Source organism: Streptomyces sp. NPDC017448 (assembly GCF_044330565.1).
Taxonomy (GTDB): domain Bacteria; phylum Actinomycetota; class Actinomycetes; order Streptomycetales; family Streptomycetaceae; genus Streptomyces.
Genome location: NZ_JBIRLM010000003.1, coordinates 129,230 through 146,182, shown reverse-complemented (window position 1 = coordinate 146,182; position 16,953 = coordinate 129,230). Strand labels below are relative to the sequence as shown.

The window sequence follows — 16,953 nt, the reverse complement described above, 5'->3', positions numbered from 1 at the left end:
GGCCGGGCGGCGGCGAGGGATCTCATCAGCGGCCCCGGGGGGCCGGACAGGGCCTGCGGCCTCAGAACAGCCCGTCGTCGTCCGCCGGTTCGAGGACCGGGCGGTCGCTGACCAGGGCGGCCAGCACGAACGGCGCGTCCCCGTCGCTGTGGCCGACCGTCACCGCCAGCCACCGGTCGTCGGAGCCGTCCGGGCCGGCCGCGCCGACCGGCCCCCACAGGGCCAGGTCCCCGTACAGGTCCGCGCGGAACAGCGCCTGGAAGAGGGGCTCCACGGGAGAACCGCCGCTCAGCCACCGTCGCAGCGGAACGTGCAGGCGAACGGTGGCGTGCGGCCCCAAGCGGTGATCCAACTCCCGCGCGAGGGAAGCCAGATGGCCCTCGGCGGCGTCTTCGGCGTCGTTCCACTCGGGGGCGTACACGCCGGTCAGCGGATCGCTCTCCCAGAGCGGCACGATACGGAAGCCCGCGCCTTCGGTGGCGGTCCACTCGCCGGTCGCCGGGTCGCCCTGCGCGGCGGTGGGGCCGGCGGACGGCACAGGGGCGGCCAGGAGCCGTTCGGCCTCGGCCACCGCCCGGGCCGGCACGAAGGGCTCGCCCGCCCGTGAGGTCACAGCACCGCCCGGTCCATCGGGCGGGGCAGCGGCGCCAGGGCCCCCGACCCGCGCAGACGCTCGTACACCCGCACCACCGTCGCGCTGTCGCCCGGGGCGGCGACGCTCAGCAGCTCTCCGCCGCCGGGCAGGGGGGCGCGGACCGCCTCCAGGCCGTCGGGGACCAGAGCCGCGCGGGCCGGGGAGAGGTAGCCGACCCGGCCGACGACGGGATCGCCGACGGAGTACCCGGCCTCGTCCTCCAGCGCGTCCAGTACGTCGTCGTCGCTCACGTCGCCGAAGTCCGGCTCCCACACCCGGGCGACGAGGGACAGCAGCTCCTCCTCCGGCACCACGGCCTCGTCCGGGGCGTGCAGGATGATCGCGAGCGACTGGAGCAGGAACTCCGGCGCCCCGCCCGCCAGTCCGCTGACCTCGGCCTGCCAGCCCGGCGCCCCGGTGCCGACGAGCCGCAGCCCGGTGCCGGTGAGGTCGGACCAGTCGGCGGCGCTCTGCGCGGTGCGGAGCGCGCCGAGCAGCGCGTCCTCGTCGGCGGCGAAGGCGGTGGCGGGGCCGTTGCCGTGGACCTGGCTCCAGACGTCGGCCGCCTGCGGAACCAGTTCGGCGAGCCCGTCGAGGGTCCGCCGCCACCGGCCGGCCAGGGCCTCGACCGGCTCCGGCCGGGGGCCCCAGAAGCCCCGCACTACACGTCGCATGCTCGTCTCTCCTCCGTCGCCCGACCGGTCCGCGTACGGCTCCCCCGGCCGCTCGGCGGCCGGGATCGCCCCGCGTTGCAGGCTACTCGGCGCGCCGTCCCCACCGGGGCAGCGCCTACTCGTCGAACGCCTCCGGTTTCCGGGTGCTGTCATTGGGCTTCGTCGGGCTGTGCACCACCTTGATCGGCAGCCCTTCGTCACGGAACGCCTTGCGTGCCGCCTTGGCCACCTCCGGGTCGGAGAAGTGCCACTCCACGGTCCGGCCGCCGGACGCCTCCACCTGCGCACGGGCCTCGGTGACGAACTTGTCCTTCCCCGAGGGGGTGAGCGTGCCCTTGTCGGTCTTGGACAGATAGCTGCCGTAACCGTTCTTGGCCTCCAGGTACGTCTGCCGGGAGGAGTCCCAACCGTCGTACTCCACGGCCGGCTTGCCCTCCCGCGGGTGCGGTACGACGTACTCCTGGCCCCGGTTCGTCCCCGTGATCTGCTCCTGGTAGCGGAGCCAGGACTCGTTCTTCCAGTTGGGCGCGGGGTTACGGTCCCGGCTCGCCCAGTAGCCGTCGCCCGCGTCCGCGTCGCCGAGGGTGCGGTCCTTGAGGTCGTCGGCCCAGGACGGCGGGTTGTAGTTGCGGGGGTCGGAGGTGTCGTTGCGCTGCGGCTCCGGGTACTGCTTCTTGTCCGCCGCCGCCTTCCGCGCCCGCTCCGGCTCCTCCAGCCGCTTCTGCTCCAGGTGCGCCTGCCGCTCCGCCGCCCGCGCCTCTTCGGCCGCCTTCTTGGCCGTCTCGTCGCAGCCGCCCTCGGCGAGGACGACCCGGCCCGGGGAGCTGCCCGCCAGCACACCGGTTCCCGAGCCCGGCACGCCACCGCCGCCGGGGCCGCCGCCCGGTCCGTACGGCACTCTCGGCGGTCCGCCCGCGATCGCGCAACCGGTCCGGCGCGCCGCGTCCTCGGCGCTGTCCGCCGCCTCGTCGGCCTCCTTCGCCGCCTTCCGTACGCCGTCGAGGTCGCCGGCCTCCGCGGCCTTGCGGGCCCGGCGGGCGGCGGAGCTGGCGTCGCCCGCCGCCTCCGCGACCTCCGAGGCGATCTTGCCCAGCTTGCCGAGTTTCCCGACCTTGCCGACGACCTTCGCGACGTTGTAGCCGGGGATGAAGATCGATCCGACGTTCCAGATCACATCGGTGACGGCCCGGGTCTTCTCGCCGTTGTTCCAGCGCTCGCGGACCTCGTCCCCGACGAAGACGTCGTCGCCGACCGTGATCACGGTGTTGACGGAGGCCCCGCCCCAGTCCAGGAGCGCGCCGAGGTAGTCGCCGTCGGCCCACTTGTCGCCCGCGCCGGAGGAGTCCTGGACCCACTGGTCGCCGAGCTGCTTGCCGTAGTCGACCAGGCCCGACCATGTCTCCGGCTTGAACAGGTCGATGATCCCGGAGATGTCGCCCCAGATCCCGTCGACCACGAGGCCCTTGAAGACCTGCGTCGTCCGGTCCCAGGCGCAGCCGAAGAAGCCCCAGCCGCCGCAGTCCTCCTGCTCCTCGGCCTTCTCGCCGCCCTCGCCCCCGCCGTCGTCGACCGGCTGGGCGTCGTAGGCGGCCTCGGGCTCCTCGTGGTCCTCGGGGAAGGTGTCCTCCCCGGTGCCGGGCCGCCCCTGGTCGTCGGGGCCCCCGGTGCCGCCGGACGCGGCGGGGCCCCCGGCCCCGCCCGTACCTCCGGAGCCCCCGGTCCCTCCGGCGCCGCCCGAACCCTGGGTTCCGCCCGCTCCTTCGCTGCCGCCCGGACTCCCGCTTCCGCCGGTCCCCTCCGAGCCGCCCGTCGCCGCGCCGCCCGTGGTGCCGCCCGTGGTCGTCGTCCCTCCGTCGGCGCCCCCGTCAGCACTGCCCGACGTACCACCGTCCGCACTGCCCGACGTACCGCCGTCCGTGCCCCCGTCCGCTTCGCCGCCGCCCGTGGCGCCGTCCGTGCTGCCGTCCGTGCTGCCGTCCGGGCCTTCGCCCGCCTCGACGGAGCCGCCCGGGGAGACCGGGCAGGAGCTGCCGGTCAGCGAGCAGATCGCGGACTGGAGGCCCTCGGTGATCCGGCCGCCGAGGCCGCCCACGGTCAGGGCGGCGATCAGCGCCACGACGATCAGGACCAGGCCCAGGTACTCCAGGGCGGTCTGCCCCCGGTCCCGCTTCCAGGTGATCATGTGCGGGAGCGAGAACCTCGGCGGCTGCCCGCGCTCGGCGGCCGGCAGCCGGAACCACGCCCGGCTGCCCGCGCGGTTGATCAGGACGAGGATCAGGATCGGCAGGACCAGCTGGGTGAACCCGTCCGGCGACCCCTCGCCCACGTTGGCGAGGCCGCCGAGGACCAGCCACACCTGGACGGCCACCACACCCCACCGCACCCGGGGGCCGCCCGTGCGCACATGCCGGGCCAGGAGCACCGCGAGCACCCCGGGCGCGGAGGCGTACAGCAGGATGCCGAGCACCTCGGCGCCCATCGCCCCCACCGCGATGGCGGAGCCGGACAGGCCGACCGCCCCCAGGACCGTCGCGCCGAACAGCACGAGGAGCAGGACGCGCACCAGGACGAGCGGGCCCGGGAGTTCACGCCGCGGGGCGGCGGCCGGGGCCGGGCCCCCCGCTACGGGTATGCCACCGACAGCAGACATACGTGACCGACCCCCGGGGCGCCCATGAGTGACATGACAACCGGTCACCCTAGGGTCGCGGGCCGCTCACGTCGTGGGCCCCCGGACCCAACCCCGGGCCCATACGGACGGTTCTGCCACCCGCCCCGGACGCCGGTCACGCGCCCCCGACACCGGCCCCGGGCACCGGTCACGCGCCCCCGACGCGACGTACCCGGTGGCGGGACCACTCGTGCGGAACGAGCGGGCCTGCCACCGGGTACGGAGCGGGGTCGTGCAGCTGTCCGTGCGCCTGGCGGGCGAGGTCAGTCGGTGAGGTCCACCGAGCGGGCCGAGGAGGCGCCGATCTCGTCCGCGATCTCGGTCAGCACCGGCTGCGGGACCGTCTCGTCCACGGTGAGGACGACCAGCGCCTCGCCGCCCTCCGCGGCACGCGAGACCTGCATGCCCGCGATGTTCAGCCCGGCCTCACCGAGGATCTTGCCGACCGCGCCCACCACACCGGGACGGTCCTGGTAGCGCAGGACGACCATGTGGTCGGCCAGCGCCAGATCGACGTCGTGCTCACCGATGGCGACGATCTTCTGGAGGTGCTTCGGGCCCGCCAGCGTGCCGGAGACCGCGACCTCCTGACCGTCGGCGAGCGTGCCGCGCACGGTGACCACGTTGCGGTGGTCGGGCGACTCGGAGCTGGTGGTGAGACGGACCTCGACACCGCGCTCCTGCGCGAACAGCGGGGCGTTGACGTAGCTGACGGTCTCGTCGACGACGTCCTCGAAGACGCCCTTGAGCGCGGACAGTTCCAGCACCTTGACGTCGTGCTGGGTGATCTCGCCGTACACCTCGACGTCGAGCCGGGCCGCGACCTCGCCCGCGAGCGCGGTGAAGATCCGGCCGAGCTTCTCCGCCAGCGGCAGACCGGGACGCACGTCCTCCGCGATGACGCCGCCCTGGACGTTGACCGCGTCCGGGACCAGCTCGCCGGCGAGCGCGAGGCGGACGGACTTGGCGACCGCGATGCCCGCCTTCTCCTGCGCCTCGTCCGTGGAGGCCCCGAGGTGCGGGGTGCAGACGACCTGGTCGAACTGGAACAGCGGGGAGTCCGTGCAGGGCTCCTTCGTGTACACGTCGAGGCCGGCGCCGGCGACGCGGCCCTCCTTGAGCGCGGAGGCCAGCGCCTCCTCGTCGACGATGCCGCCGCGGGCGGCGTTGACGATGCGCACCGAGGGCTTCACCTTGTGCAGCGCCTCGTCACCGATCAGACCCAGCGTCTCCGGCGTCTTGGGCAGGTGCACGGTGATGAAGTCGGCCACCTCCAGCAGCTCGTCCAGGCTGAGGAGCTTGACGCCCATCTGCGCGGCGCGGGCCGGCTGCACGTAGGGGTCGTAGGCGACGATCTTCATGCCGAAGGCCGACATGCGCTGGGCGACCAGGACGCCGATGCGGCCGAGGCCGACGACGCCGAGCACCTTCTCGCTGAGCTCGACCCCGGTGTACTTGGAGCGCTTCCACTCGCCGTTCTTGAGGGCGGTGTTGGCCTGCGGGATGTTGCGCGCGGTGGCCACCAGCAGGCCGCAGGCCAGCTCGGCGGCGGTGACGATGTTGGAGGTCGGGGCGTTGACGACCATCACGCCGGCCTTGGTGGCGGCGGAGACGTCGACGTTGTCCAGACCGACGCCCGCGCGGGCCACGACCCGGAGCTTCCTGGCGGCGGCGATCGCCTCGGCGTCCACCTTGGTCGCGGAGCGCACCAGGATGGCGTCGACGTCGGCGATGGCGGGGAGCAGTTCGGCGCGGTCGGCGCCGTTGCAGTGCCGGATCTCGAAATCCGGACCCAGGGCGTCGACGGTGGCGGGCGACAGCTCTTCAGCGATGAGTACGACAGGTTTCGAGCTCACGTGAGTCCTCACAAGTCCAGTGCGGACGGCCGTCCCGACGGCCGCAGGCGGTGGAGGGGCTAGCCGCGTGGTAGACGCACGACACTGTGGGCCCTGACGCGTGTATGTGTTCAGAAGTGTAGTCATGCGACGGGCTGTGTACTGCGCCCCGGTGGAAGGATCACCCGCACGAGGGTGGACGTCGTGTACACCCGTACGGAGCGGCCCCTCCGGCGCCCCCGTACGGAGCGACTCCTCCGGTGGTACGAAGCGGGGCGGGCCCCGTGACCAGGACCCGCCCCGCTCCCCCGAGGGCTACGCCTCTTCGTCGTTCACCCAGCTCATGAGCTTGCGCAGCTCACGGCCGGTGGTCTCCAGCAGGTGGTCGCCGTCCGCCTTCTTGTACTCGTTGTACTTGGGCAGGCCGTTGTGGTACTCGGCCATCCAGTTCTTGGCGAAGGTGCCGTCCTGGATCTCGGCGAGGACCTTCTTCATCTCGGCCTTGGTGGCGTCGGTGATGATGCGGGGGCCGGTGACGTAGTCGCCCCACTCGGCGGTCTCGGAGATGGACCAGCGCATCTTCTCCAGGCCGCCCTCGTACATGAGGTCGACGATGAGCTTCAGCTCGTGCAGGCACTCGAAGTACGCGATCTCCGGCTGGTAGCCGGCCTCGGTCAGCGTCTCGAAACCGGCCTTGACCAGGGCGGCGGTGCCACCGCAGAGGACGGCCTGCTCACCGAAGAGGTCGGTCTCGGTCTCCTCGGTGAAGGTCGTCTTGATGACGCCGGCGCGGGTGCCGCCGATGCCCTTGGCGTACGAGAGGGCCAGCTCCAGGCCCTTGCCCGAGGCGTCCTGCTCGACGGCCACGATGCAGGGGACGCCGCGGCCCTCCTCGTACTGGCGGCGGACCAGGTGGCCGGGGCCCTTGGGGGCGACCATGCAGACGTCGACGTTGGCCGGCGGCTTGATGAAGCCGAAGCGGATGTTCAGGCCGTGGCCGAAGAACAGCGCGTCGCCGTCCTTGAGGTTGTCCTTGACGGACTCCTCGTAGACCTGGGCCTGGATCGGGTCCGGGACGAGGATCATGATGACGTCGGCCTCGGCGGCCGCCTCGGAGGGGGTCACCACGCGCAGGCCCTGCTCCTCGGCCTTGGCCTTGGACTTCGAGCCCTCGTGCAGACCGACGCGGACGTCGACGCCGGAGTCGCGGAGCGACAGCGCGTGGGCGTGGCCCTGGCTGCCGTATCCGAGAACCGCGACCTTGCGGCCCTGGATAATGGACAGGTCGGCATCGTCGTCGTAGAACAGCTCGGCCACTGGGTCTTCTCCTTGGTGTGCAGGTGTTGCGTCCCACCGTACGGCGGGGTGCGTCGTGTGCGTTGTCGGGTCTCGCCATGCGAGCGGAGCCGGCGGCTCCGCCCGGGGCGCGTCCGCTCAGGCCGAGCGGTCGAGGGCGCGCAGGGACCGGTCGGTGATCGAGCGCGCGCCGCGCCCTATGGCGATGGTGCCGGACTGGACGAGCTCCTTGATGCCGTACTGCTCCAGCATCTTGAGCATCGCCTCCAGCTTGTCGGCCCCTCCGGTCGCCTCGATCGTGACGGCCTCCGGGGAGACGTCGACGGTCTTGGCGCGGAACAGCTGGACGATCTCGACGATCTGGGAGCGGGTCTCGCTGTCGGCGCGGACCTTCACCAGGACGAGCTCCCGCTGGATCGCGGCGGAGGGCTCGAGTTCGACGATCTTCAGGACGTTGACCAGCTTGTTGAGCTGCTTGGTCACCTGCTCCAGGGGCAGGCCCTCGACATTCACGACGATGGTGATGCGGGAGATGTCGGGGTGCTCGGTGGTACCGACCGCGAGCGAGTCGATGTTGAAGCCGCGTCGGGAGAACAGGGCGGTGATCCGGGCGAGGACACCGGGCTTGTTCTCGACCAGGACGGAGAGTGTGTGCTTTTCGGCCATGGGAGTCGTTCTCTCTCTGTCTCTCAGTCGTCTTCGTTGTCGCCGAAGTCGGGGCGGACGCCGCGTGCGGCCTGGACCTCGTCGTTGGAGGTGCCGGCGGCGACCATCGGCCAGACCATGGCGTCCTCGTGGACGATGAAGTCGATCACGACGGGGCGGTCGTTGACGGAGTTGGCCTCTTCGATGACCTTGTCCAGGTCGGCCGGGTCCTCGCAGCGGATGGAGTAGCAGCCCATGGCCTCGGACAGCTTGACGAAGTCCGGGACGCGGGTGCCCCTGGCGGGGGTGCCGTCCGCGTCAGGGCCGGAGTGCAGCACGGTGTTGGAGTAGCGCTGGTTGTAGAAGAGGGTCTGCCACTGGCGGACCATCCCGAGGGCGCCGTTGTTGATGACGGCGACCTTGATCGGGATGTTGTTGAGCGCGCAGGTGGTCAGTTCCTGGTTGGTCATCTGGAAGCAGCCGTCGCCGTCGATGGCCCAGACGGTGCGGTCGGGCGCACCGGCCTTGGCGCCCATCGCGGCCGGGACCGCGTACCCCATCGTCCCGGCGCCGCCGCTGTTGAGCCAGGTGGCGGGCTGCTCGTAGTCGATGAAGTGGGCGGCCCACATCTGGTGCTGGCCGACGCCGGCGGTGAAGATCGTGCCCTCGGGGGCGAGCTCGCCGATGCGCTGGATGACCTGCTGCGGGGAGAGGCTGCCGTCGTCGGGCAGGTCGTAGCCGAGCGGGTAGGTCTCGCGCCAGCGGTTGAGGTCCTTCCACCAGGCGCTGTAGTCACCGGTGTTGCCCTCGGTGTGCTCGGCCTGGACGGCCTGGACCAGGTCGGCCAGGACCTCGCGGGCGTCGCCGACGATCGGGACGTCGGCGGTGCGGTTCTTGCCGATCTCGGCGGGGTCGATGTCGGCGTGGACGATCTTGGCGTACGGGGCGAAGCTGTCCAGCTTGCCGGTGACGCGGTCGTCGAAGCGGGCTCCCAGGGCGACGATCAGGTCGGCCTTCTGCAGCGCGGTGACGGCGGTGACCGAACCGTGCATGCCCGGCATCCCCACGTGCAGCGGGTGGCTGTCGGGGAAGGCGCCGAGCGCCATCAGGGTGGTGGTGACCGGCGCTCCGGTCAGCTCCGCGAGGACCTTCAGCTCGGCGGTGGCCCCGGCCTTCAGGACGCCGCCGCCGACGTACAGCACGGGGCGCTTGGACTGGGTGATCAGCTTGGCGGCCTCGCGGATCTGCTTGGCGTGCGGCTTGGTCACGGGGCGGTAGCCGGGCAGGTCCATCGTGGGCGGCCAGCTGAAGGTCGTCCGCGCCTGCAGCGCGTCCTTGGCGATGTCGACGAGGACCGGTCCGGGGCGGCCGGTGGAGGCGATGTGGAACGCCTCGGCGATGGTGTGCGCGATGTCCTCGGCGCGGGTGACCAGGAAGTTGTGCTTCGTGATCGGCATCGTGATGCCGCAGATGTCGGCTTCCTGGAAGGCGTCGGTGCCGATGGCGGAGGAGGCGACCTGGCCGGTGATCGCGACCATCGGCACCGAGTCCATGGCGGCGTCGGCGATCGGGGTGACCAGGTTGGTGGCGCCGGGGCCCGAGGTGACCATGCAGACGCCGACCTTGCCGGTGGCCTGCGCGTAGCCGGTGGCCGCGTGGCCGGCGCCCTGCTCGTGGCGGACCAGGATGTGGCGGACCCGGGTGGAGTCCATCAGCGGGTCGTAGGCGGGAAGAATGCAGCCGCCGGGGAGGCCGAACACGGTGTCGGCGCCGACTTCCTCGAGCGAGCGGATGAGGGACTGCGCGCCCGTGACGTGCTCAACGGTGGCGGAGGGCTGTCCGCCGGTACGGGCGCGCGGCTGCGGGTGGTGGGCCCCGGTGGCCTGCTCGGTCATCTGCGTTCTCTTCTCGGAGCTGAGGGTTTTCGCGGGTGTTTTGCGGCGTTTTGAGAGGCGTCAATGCAACAAAAAACCCCTCGTGCCGTGAGGCAAGCGAGGGGAGCGCGCCGGGTGCGGTCCGCAGAGTGTCACCGGAGTGACTCTGCTTCAGCCGACGCGCTTTCCAAGTACGAGAATTCGGGTGCGCATGGCATTGACCCTCTCTCCGGCACGCATGACGTGTCAAGTGGGTGGGACGGGCGTCTCAGTATGTGATCCGGCGAGCAGCGGGATCGAGCCGCCCGCCATCACGGGCCGGGGGGCCGGGACGCCCGGTACGGGGAACTCCCCCCGGACCAGGGCGCGTCGCAGCCGGTACTCGTCGAGCGGGCCGGAGAAGGCCATCCCCTGGCCGTGGGTGCACCCCATGGCGCGCAGCGCGAGCACCTGCTCGGGAACGTCGACGCCGTCCGCGACGGACTGGAGACCGAGGTCGCAGGCGATCCGCAGCAGGCCGCTGGTGATCTTGTGCAGCCTGGCCGACTCGACCACGCCCTCCACCAGGTTCCGGTCGAGCTTCAGGACGTCGATGGGGAGCCGGCGCAGCGCGTTGATCGCCGCGTAGCCGCTGCCGAAGCCGTCGAGCGCGATCCGCACGCCGAGCCGGCGCAGGGCCACGAGGCGCTGTTCCAGGGCGTCGAAGGAGACCCGGGGGTCGCTGTCGGCCACCTCGATCATCAACGCGCCCGAGGGCAGCCCGTGGCGGGTCAGCAGCGCCTCGACCGAGCCGAAGGGCGGGCCGGCCTCCAGCAGCCGGGCGGCGGAGAGCCGGACGGAGACGGCGACGGGATGGCCCGCCCTGGTCCGCTCGGCGGCCTGGGCCACCGCCTCCTCCAGGAGCCAGCGGCCGAGCTCGGCGGTGCGGTCGTCGTCGCCGGAGACCCGCAGGAACTCGGCGGGAGTGAACAGGATGCCCTGGGCGGAGCGCCAGCGGGCCTGGGCGGCGACGGCGGCGACGGAGCCGCTGGCGAGGTGGACGACGGGCTGGTGGAGCAGGGCGAACTCGCCGTCGCGCAGGGCGGAGCGCAACCGGGTGGCCAGCTCCGTGCGGCGTACGACGTCGGCCTGCATCTGCGGGGCGTACAGCTCGACCCGGTCCTTGCCGCCGGCCTTGGCGCGGTACATCGCGAGGTCGGCGTTGCGCATGAGGTCGGTGGGGCTGATGGCGGGCTCCGCGAAGGCCACCCCGATGGAGGCGGCCACCCGGACCTCGTGGGAGCCGATCCGGTAGGGCTGGGAGAGGGTGAGGCGCAGCCGCTCGGCGATCTCGTGGACCTGGTACTCCCGGGCGCCCTGGTCGCGGGTGCCGTCCCCGAGGATGAGCGCGGCGAACTCGTCGCCGCCGAGCCGGGCGGCGGTGTCGCCCGCCCGGACGGAGTCCTGGAGCCGTCGTCCGGCCTGGATGAGCAGTTCGTCGCCCGCCTGGTGGCCGATGGTGTCGTTGACCTGCTTGAAGCCGTCGAGGTCGATGAAGAGGACGGCGGTGCCCGGGTCGCTCGCCCGCCGGCCGCCGAGCGCCTGGCGGACCCGGGCGGTGAACAGGGCCCGGTTGGGCAGGTCGGTGAGCGGATCGTGTTCGGCGTTGTGCTGCAACTGCGCCTGGAGTCGGACCCGTTCGGTGACGTCCCGGCTGTTGAGCAGGAGGCCGCCCTGGTGGCGGTTGACGGTGGACTCGACGTGGAGCCAGTCGCCCGTGCCCGAGCGGAAGCGGCACTCGATGCGGGTGGTGGGCTCCTCGTGCGGCGGGGCGGCGAGGAAGCGCCGCACCTCGTGGACGAACCGGCCGAGGTCGTCGGGATGGATGAGCGAGGACAGCTCGGAGCCGACGAGGTCCTCCGCGTCCCGTCCGTAGACCCCGGCGGCCGCGGGGCTGACGTAGCGCAGGGTGCCGTCGGGCGCGGCGATCATGATGACGTCGCTGGAACCCTGCACCAGGGAGCGGAAGTGGTTCTCCTTCTGGGCCAGTTCCTGGGTGAGGGAGATGTTGTCGAGGAGCATGATGCCCTGCCGGACGACCAGCGCCAGGACGACGGTGCAGGCGGTGAAGATGACGACCCGGTCCACCCGCCGGCCGTCGACCACGTTGTACAGGATGCCCAGCGTGCAGACGGCGGCGGCGAGATACGGGGTCAGGGCGGCCAGCGAACCGGCGATCGGCCGGCTGGCGACGGCCCGCGGCGGATCGGGCCGGGGGGGCGGGCGGTGCGCCCGCCGGGCGCCCCAGGGGGCGTAGGCGAGGAGCAGCGACCCGGCGAACCACCCGGCGTCGAGGAGTTGGCCCGAGTGGTAGGTGGAGCGGAGCAGCGGCGAGGTGAACACCGCGTCGCTCAGGACGGTGAGGGCGAGGGCCGCGATGGCGGTGTTCACCGCCGAGCGGTTCACCCCGGAGCGGCGGAAGTGCAGGGCGAGCACCATCGAGACGAGCACGATGTCGAGCAGGGGGTAGGCCAGCGCGAGGGCGGCGGGCGCCACGTCGGGGTCCTGCACGCCCGCCAGCTGCGTGGCGTGGGCGTGGGCGAGGGCGAGGCTCCAGGCGAGCGTCAGCAGGGAGCCGCCGATCAACCAGGCGTCCAGCCCCAGGCAGATCCAGCCGGCCCGGGTAACGGGGCGCTTGGCGAGCACCAGCAGGCCGATGATGGCGGGCGGCGCGAAGCAGAGGAAGAAGACGTCGGCGAGGGAAGGGGCGGGCACGGGGACGCCGAGGACCACCTCGTACCAGCCCCAGACGGCGTTGCCGCAGGCCGCCATGAGGGAGGAGAGCGAGAACAGCAGCCAGGCGGGCCGGAGCCGGCCGCCGACCGCCCGCGCGTACAGGAAGCAGGAGACGGCGGCGACCAGCGCGGCGGCGGCGAGGCCGAAGTCCCCCATGAAGACGGCGACGCGGGGCGAGCCCCAGCCCGCGGCGGCGCCCACCGAATACCCCGCGCAGACGAGGCCGAGCAGGACCCGGGACCGCATCCCGGAGGAGCCGGCGGGTCCCGGGGAGAGCGGGGCCCCCAGCGCGCTCACCGGAGGGCTCCCCGGCCCGGGCCGGCCGGGCAGTCGGCCCCCGGCGCCCGGCTCTCGTCCGCACCGCCGCGGAACCGCCCGTCGCGGGCCGGGCGCAGGCGCTTCGGCGCTCCCCGCCCGGGGCAGGGATCCGGCCATCGGCGGGCGCCGCGCTCCGTCGGCGCGGACGGCCTCAGCCGCTCGCTCGTCCACGTCGGATCGTCTCTCCATGGCCAGCACATCGCCCGTCGCCCCCTCGCGTTCCGGTGCTCCCCCCGCGCCGTCCCTTTCACAGCGCAGCCCCCCGGATCGGACGATACACCAGGTCGGTCACGCAGGGCCATAGCTTCTCTACGCTCAGTGACGAAAGGCGAGGTGAGCGGTACTGTGCGCATCCGGACCGCCCCGTAGCGTGGCTGTCCGGGAGGGTTCAGCCGGTGGTGCGGACGACGTTGTCCACCGGCTCCCCGGCGGCGAACCGGGTGAGCTGTGCGGCCAGGAGCCGCTTGGCGCGCGGTTCGAACGCGGAGGTGCTGCCGCCCACATGAGGCGTGATCAAGACATGAGGAGCATGCCAGAGAGGATGGCCGGCGGGCAGGGGTTCCGGGTCGGTCACGTCGAGTGCCGCACGCAGGCGTCCGGATTCCAGTTCGGCCAGCAGGGCTCCGGTGTCGACGACTGCGCCGCGTGCGACGTTGACCAGGAGGGCGCCGTCGGGCATCGCGGCGAGGAAGCCGGCGTCCACCAGGCCGCGCGTGGACGCGTTCAGCGGGGTGGAGAGGATCACGACGTCGGACGCGGGGAGCAGGGCGGGCAGTTGGTCGATCGCCTGTACGGGGCCGCGTGCGGAGGCACGTGCGGAGCGTGCGACGCGCGTCACCCGCGCGCACTCGAACGGGGCGAGCCGGTCCTCGATGGCCGAGCCGATGGAGCCGTAGCCGACGATGAGGACGGACTTGTCGGCGAGCGCCGGGTAGAAACCGGACCGCCACTCCTCCTCGTCCTGGCCGTGGACGAACCCGGGGAGCCCGCGCAGGGAGGCGAGGACCAGGGCGAGCGCCAGTTCGGCGGTGGACGCCTCGTGGACCCCCTTGGCGTTGCAGAGCCGCACCCCGGCCGGCAGCAGGTCGAGGCCGGGCTCCACGTGGTCGATGCCGGCGGAGAGCGTCTGCACCACCTGGACGGAGCCCATCTTCGCGAGCGGGCGCACCGCGACCTCGGGGCCCTTCATGTAGGGCACGACGTAGTAGGCGCAGTCGGCGGGGTCCCCGGGGTAGTCCGGTTCGCCGTCCCAGTAGCGGTAGTCGAGGCCGTCGGGGAGCCCGTCGATCTCTTCGGCCGGGAAGGGCAGCCACACAGCGGGTTTCGTCGCAGTCATGGTCAGGAGGCTATGCGACAGAGGTGCGGACGCTCCAGGACGGCTGCGCGGAGGGCCGGGGAGGCCAGAGGTTACTTTTGGGTCGCGGTACGGCCCCGTGACCGCATACGAGGAAGGGTTCGGGGAGTTGGAGCGCAGGACTATCGGGGCGGCGGGGCTTGCCGTGGGCGCGGTCGGTCTGGGGTGCATGCCGATGAGCTGGGGTTACAGCGCGTCGCAGCAGCTCGGCGACCGTTCGGTGCGGACGGTGCACGCGGCGCTGGACGCGGGCGTCCGGCTGCTCGACACCGCCGACATGTACGGTCCGTTCACCAATGAGCTGCTGGTGGGGCGGGCGTTGAAGGGCCGCCGCGACGAGGCGTTCGTCTCCACCAAGTGCGGGCTGCTGGTGGGCGACGGGCACATCGTCGCCAACGGCCGCCCGGGGTACGTCCGGCGGGCCTGCGACGCCTCGCTGCGACGGCTCCAGACCGATGTGATCGATCTGTACCAGCTCCACCGGGCCGACCCCGAGGTGCCGGTGGAGGAGACCTGGGGCGCGATGGCGGAGCTGGTCGCGGCGGGCAAGGTGCGCTCGCTCGGGCTGTGCGCGGTGGGGGCCCGGGCGCCGCGCCGGTCGGGCGCGGGCCCGCATGAGGGAACGGTCCGTCAGTTGGAGCGGATCCAGCAGATCTTTCCGGTCAGCGCCGTCCAGGCGGAGTTGTCGGTGTGGTCGCGCGAAGCGCTGGCCGAGCTGCTGCCGTGGTGCGTGGCGCGCGGGGTGGGGCTGCTGGCCGCGATGCCGCTGGGCAGCGGGTACCTGACCGGAACGCTGAAGCCGGGCCAGGGGTTCGAGCCGGAGGACCTGCGGGCCCGGCACCCCCGGTTCACGGCGGAGGTGATGGCGGCGAACCAGCCGGTGGTGGCCGGTCTGCGGCGGGTCGCCGAGCGCCGCGGGGCGACCGTGGCCCAGGTGGCGCTGGCCTGGGTGCTGCGCCAGGGCCCGCACGTGGTGCCGGTGCCGGGGGCGAAGCGGGAGCAGTGGGCGGTGGAGAACGCCGGGGCGGCCCGCGTGGCCCTGGAGGGCCGGGACCTGGCGGAGATCGACGCGCTGCCCGCCGCCCGTGAGTCGTGGGACTGAGGGGGTGGGCGCGGGGGCGCCGGTCCCCTCCCCTGCGGGGGTGGCGCGGCCGGTCCCCGTCGTCCGGGGCGCCGCGGCCGGTACGGCGGGAGAATGGGCGGATCGGGAGCTCCCGGGCCGGGTGCGCGGTACGTACACGGTGCGGGAGCGGGTAGTCGGGCAACCGTCGAAAGGATCGGTTCCGTGCGTGGTGCTCTGTTCGGACCTGTGCAGTCCCCGGCCGTGCGCAGAGGGGTGGTGGCCGCGCTGGCGTCGGCCGCCCTGCTGCTGACCGCCGCGTGTTCCGGCGACGGGGGCGGGAGTTCGTCCGGGCAGCCCGCGGGCTCCCCGACGGCCTCGGGGGGCTCCGCTCCCCCGGCCTCCCCGAGCCGGTCGGCCGACCTGCCGCCGGCGAAGGGTTCGGCGAAGGTCGTGGCGACGCTGACGGAGAAGCTGGCGTCGCCCTGGGGGCTGGCCGCGCTGCCCGGCGGCGACCTGCTGGTCTCCTCGCGCGACGAGGGCACGGTCCACCGGATCGACGGCGGGAGCGGGAAGCGGACGCTGCTGGGTTCGGTGCCCGGGGTGTCGTCGTCCGGCGAGGGCGGGCTGCTGGGGCTCGCCGTCGCCTCCACCTTCGGCGCGGACCAGTTGGTGTACGCCTACGTCACCACCGCGTCCGACAACCGGATCGTACGGATGAGCTATGACGAGAAGCGCCCGCAGGGGCGGCAGCTCGGGGCTCCGGACACCGTGCTGCGCGGTATCCCCAAGGGCGGCGTCCACAACGGCGGCCGGATCGCCTTCGGGCCGGACAAGATGCTGTACGCGGGCACGGGCGAGACCGGGGACACCGGGCTGGCCCAGGACAAGGAGTCGCTGGCGGGCAAGATCCTGCGGATGACCCCGGACGGCGAGCCGGTGCACGGCAATCCGGAGGCGGACTCGGTGGTGTACTCGTACGGCCACCGCAATGTGCAGGGCCTGGCCTGGGACGCGGACAAACGGCTGTGGGCCGCCGAGTTCGGGCAGGACACCTGGGACGAGCTGAACCTGATCGAGCCCGGCGGGAACTACGGCTGGCCCGAGGCCGAGGGCAAGAAGGGCGAGGCCGGGTTCATCGACCCGGTGGCGCAGTGGAAGACCTCGGAGGCGTCCCCCAGCGGGATCGCGTACGCCAAGGGGTCGATCTGGATGGCCGGGCTGCGCGGCGAGCGGCTGTGGCGGATTCCGCTCTCCGGCGACCGGGCGAAGGAACCTTATGCGGCCCCCCAGCCGTTCCTGGAGGAGGAGCACGGCCGCCTGCGCACCGTGGTGAGTGCGGGGGGCGACCGCCTGTGGCTGGTCACCAGCAACACGGACGGACGGGGCACGCCGAAGACCGGGGACGACAGAGTCCTCCGGGTGGAGGTGGAGTAGCCGGCCGTCCGCGCGGCATGTCGGAGGGAGCACGGCCCGTGTTCAATTTCTTCGAGGAGCTGTTCGCCCCGGGGCGCAGGCATACCTCGGACGAGCGGAAGCGGCTGGCGCTGAGCCGGGTGGACCTCGGCGTCGGGGATCCGCACCGCGGGCCGATAGACCTTGGCTCGGGGAAGGTGACCGTCCGCGCCCCGGCCCGGGACGACGCGGCGGGACGGGACGCCGCACCCGCGCGGAAGGGCGCCGGACCGGCCCGGGACGCCGCGGCCCCCGGGCCTCCGAAGGGCACGCCCGCGCGGGAGGGTGCACCGGAGCGCCAGGACGGTGAGCCGGAGGGCCCCGGGGCGTAGGACCGGAGGCCCCCGGGGCATAGGGGCCGG

General features: G+C 72.9%; 12 protein-coding genes. 3 read left to right on the top strand and 9 right to left on the bottom strand.

Annotated elements, in window-relative coordinates:
• Positions 1-61: 61 nt before the first annotated feature.
• From ACH4K1_RS07945 to ACH4K1_RS07905, 9 genes are all read right to left on the bottom strand, one after another.
• Complete coding sequence (locus ACH4K1_RS07945; RefSeq protein ID WP_398087646.1) at positions 62-613, bottom strand: hypothetical protein; 552 nt, start codon at positions 611-613, stop codon at positions 62-64.
• Positions 610-1,308, bottom strand: coding sequence for a hypothetical protein (locus tag ACH4K1_RS07940; protein ID WP_398087645.1), 699 nt, complete (start codon positions 1,306-1,308; stop codon positions 610-612). The genes ACH4K1_RS07945 and ACH4K1_RS07940 overlap by 4 nt, the downstream gene beginning before the upstream one ends.
• 115 nt (positions 1,309-1,423) lie before the next feature.
• Positions 1,424-3,958 (bottom strand): Tox-REase-5 domain-containing protein, encoded by a 2,535-nt coding sequence (locus ACH4K1_RS07935; protein ID WP_398087643.1) that lies wholly within the window; start codon positions 3,956-3,958, stop codon positions 1,424-1,426.
• A gap of 284 nt (positions 3,959-4,242) precedes the next feature.
• Entirely contained in the window at positions 4,243-5,835 is a 1,593-nt protein-coding gene (gene serA, locus ACH4K1_RS07930) for a phosphoglycerate dehydrogenase (protein WP_398087642.1), read from the bottom strand.
• Between the two features lie 294 nt (positions 5,836-6,129).
• The gene (gene ilvC, locus ACH4K1_RS07925; RefSeq protein ID WP_228990023.1) at positions 6,130-7,131 is read right to left on the bottom strand and encodes a ketol-acid reductoisomerase; all 1,002 of its coding nucleotides are present in this window, start codon (positions 7,129-7,131) and stop codon (positions 6,130-6,132) included.
• A 117-nt stretch (positions 7,132-7,248) separates the two neighbouring features.
• Entirely contained in the window at positions 7,249-7,776 is a 528-nt protein-coding gene (gene ilvN / locus ACH4K1_RS07920) for an acetolactate synthase small subunit (protein ID WP_073771744.1), read from the bottom strand.
• A 23-nt stretch (positions 7,777-7,799) separates the two neighbouring features.
• On the bottom strand, positions 7,800-9,650 hold the full coding sequence (locus tag ACH4K1_RS07915; RefSeq protein WP_398087640.1) for an acetolactate synthase large subunit: 1,851 nt from the start codon (positions 9,648-9,650) through the stop codon (positions 7,800-7,802).
• Positions 9,651-9,875: 225 nt separating this feature from the next.
• On the bottom strand, positions 9,876-12,701 hold the full coding sequence (locus ACH4K1_RS07910; protein WP_398087639.1) for a putative bifunctional diguanylate cyclase/phosphodiesterase: 2,826 nt from the start codon (positions 12,699-12,701) through the stop codon (positions 9,876-9,878).
• A 409-nt stretch (positions 12,702-13,110) separates the two neighbouring features.
• Positions 13,111-14,058 (bottom strand): 2-hydroxyacid dehydrogenase, encoded by a 948-nt coding sequence (locus tag ACH4K1_RS07905; protein WP_398087638.1) that lies wholly within the window; start codon positions 14,056-14,058, stop codon positions 13,111-13,113.
• A 163-nt stretch (positions 14,059-14,221) separates the two neighbouring features.
• Here ACH4K1_RS07905 and ACH4K1_RS07900 point away from each other — a divergent pair, with 163 nt between their 5' ends.
• The 3 genes from ACH4K1_RS07900 (at position 14,222) to ACH4K1_RS07890 (ending at position 16,923) form a co-directional block, all read left to right on the top strand.
• Complete coding sequence (locus tag ACH4K1_RS07900; RefSeq protein WP_228990251.1) at positions 14,222-15,178, top strand: aldo/keto reductase; 957 nt, start codon at positions 14,222-14,224, stop codon at positions 15,176-15,178.
• Positions 15,179-15,361: 183 nt separating this feature from the next.
• Positions 15,362-16,573 carry a PQQ-dependent sugar dehydrogenase gene (locus ACH4K1_RS07895; RefSeq protein WP_398087637.1) on the top strand — a complete coding sequence of 404 codons (1,212 nt, stop codon included), beginning with the start codon at positions 15,362-15,364 and terminating at the stop codon, positions 16,571-16,573.
• Positions 16,574-16,611: 38 nt separating this feature from the next.
• The gene (locus tag ACH4K1_RS07890) at positions 16,612-16,923 is read left to right on the top strand and encodes a DUF6191 domain-containing protein (protein ID WP_398087636.1); all 312 of its coding nucleotides are present in this window, start codon (positions 16,612-16,614) and stop codon (positions 16,921-16,923) included.
• The last annotated feature ends 30 nt before the right edge of the window (positions 16,924-16,953 follow it).